Genomic DNA, 1,810 nt, shown 5'->3' on the forward strand with positions numbered 1-1,810 from the left:
TTGGGGTGTCGCCACAATCGGCAAACGGAGCGCATAGCCATGATCTTTGAAATCCAAGGTTTGCTGGAAACTAAACTCAATAACGATCTCTGATTGTGGTGCGATATTCGCCACGCGTGTTGTAAACAAGTTCCCCTTGGGCGCTTCCAGCAATGCTGTGCGCTTACCCGCTTTTTTAGCTTTGTCGTAGGTCTTTTTGGCTTGTTGTTTTTCTTTGATTTGCCCCTCAATCACGCGTTCGCCGATATACATTTTCAGCTGATCGACCGCCGCGTTAGTCGGTAACGGGAAGGTATACACCCCCTCCAACCATTGGTCTGAAGGGTTTTTAAAACGCTGCGCAACATTAGCGCGAAAGATAGGACCACTTATGTTGCCTGTGATATTGGTTTCTAAAGCCAGAGGCGCAACCAAAGCGGTACGCATGTCTTCTGAATAAAATTGAAGCTGACCTTTTGGCTCGTTGCTCTCGGCTAATACCGCTTCACTCATCGACCAAAATACGACAATACAGAGCACTACGCCGATGAGTGAGATGCGCTCTTCAAGGCGTTGAATTGATGTTTTTGTTATGTTTGTCATGGCTTATTCCCTTGTAAAAAAGAGGCCACATGGAGTGGCCTAAAGGTGCGAGCTACGCTTGGGAAGACGGCGTGCTTTCAAGACTCTCTGTTTGCGTATCGTGCGTCGCACTCAGGGTTACATTCTCTAAACGGCTTACTACTTCATTTGCCGCTTCGTGATGACGACGAATAGGATAGAAAGGACGCGTGAATGGCTGAATCAATGCAGGATCTTTCAGCCATAGACGAAGCAAAGTTGCTTCATCTACTGCAATAAAGCATTTCATTAACGGTCGCCTGCGTGCATCACAACCGGCTGGGGCTCAGCACTTGGCATCGATAACTCAATCGCAACACGACGATCCAAGACATAGTTGCCTGCATCGCCACTCGTTACCGTGGCAAACGCTTCACCATGCGCGTTGGTCTGAATACGGGACGCTGCAATGCCACTCTCAACTAAGTAGTCTTTCAGTGCATCGACACGAGCTTGCGACAAAGCCTTGTTCGTTTGTTCTGGCCCGAGTAAATCGGTATGCCCATGCAAGTTGATGGCAATACTTGGGTGGACTTGCATGAAGCCCGAGAGTTCATCAATGCGCGCCTTCGCGTAATCTGGAATCGAGGATTCGTTGTGGCGATAGTAGATCTCTTGCGAATAATGCTTCGCGATATTCGATAGAATCTCCGCTTGCTCTCGCTCCGTGATCTCTTGGGCGCGAAGGTCGGCAAGCTCTGATGCCTGCAGTGCGTTTTCACGTGTGATGTTGGCGTTCTTTACTTTTAACTTACTGATGGTGCGCTGTGATTGCACATACTTAGATTCAAGCTTAGCGAGTGTCATGGTCTGCGCATCGAGCTGATTCTCACTCACCTCTAAAGCCTCACCTTGGTCATGGCCATAACCAAAGCTACCGCCTAATGCTGCACCGGCTGCCGCGCCAACAGGGCCGCCAATAATCGCGCCTAGTGCTGTACCAATACCGACACCCCAGTAGGTTCCTGAATTTGAATCCTCATTAAGTGGTGCATCACTTGAAGCTGATGATTGTGCGAAAGCGGCCTGGCTCATAGCAGTTGCAAGTACAGCGGCGAATGCGGTTTTTTTTATTGAATGTGTGTTCATTTCGTTCTCCATTATTTTTAAGTATTTGCTTGGTCGCCCAACTTGCATCCCTTGCAGATGACGTAGCTCTGAGTGCTCGTTCCTTGCTTCGTTGGGCGTAGTGCTATTGAACGGTTTTGAT

At 48.8% G+C, this 1,810-nt stretch carries 3 protein-coding genes; all 3 read right to left on the reverse strand.

Features of this window, described 5'->3' with window-relative positions:
- On the reverse strand, nucleotides 1–582 hold a 582-nt coding region (locus A3738_RS12890), incomplete at its 3' end, for a VIT domain-containing protein (protein ID WP_255376169.1).
- Nucleotides 583–634: 52 nt separating this feature from the next.
- Nucleotides 635–850: a hypothetical protein gene (locus tag A3738_RS12895; protein WP_068478705.1), complete on the reverse strand. Its 216-nt coding sequence runs from the start codon at nucleotides 848–850 to the stop codon at nucleotides 635–637.
- Nucleotides 850–1,689, reverse strand: coding sequence for an OmpA family protein (locus A3738_RS12900; RefSeq protein WP_197472229.1), 840 nt, complete (start codon nucleotides 1,687–1,689; stop codon nucleotides 850–852). The genes A3738_RS12895 and A3738_RS12900 overlap by 1 nt, the downstream gene beginning before the upstream one ends.
- Nucleotides 1,690–1,810 lie beyond the last annotated feature (121 nt).

The organism is Oleiphilus sp. HI0066, assembly GCF_001635725.1.

Bases quoted from the DNA above. Each gene is read 5' to 3' on its own strand.
- A3738_RS12895 (WP_068478705.1), bottom strand. From the start codon at position 850: ATGAAATGCTTTATTGCAGTAGATGAAGCAACTTTGCTTCGTCTATGG.
- A3738_RS12900 (WP_197472229.1), bottom strand. From the start codon at position 1,689: ATGAACACACATTCAATAAAAAAAACCGCATTCGCCGCTGTACTTGCA.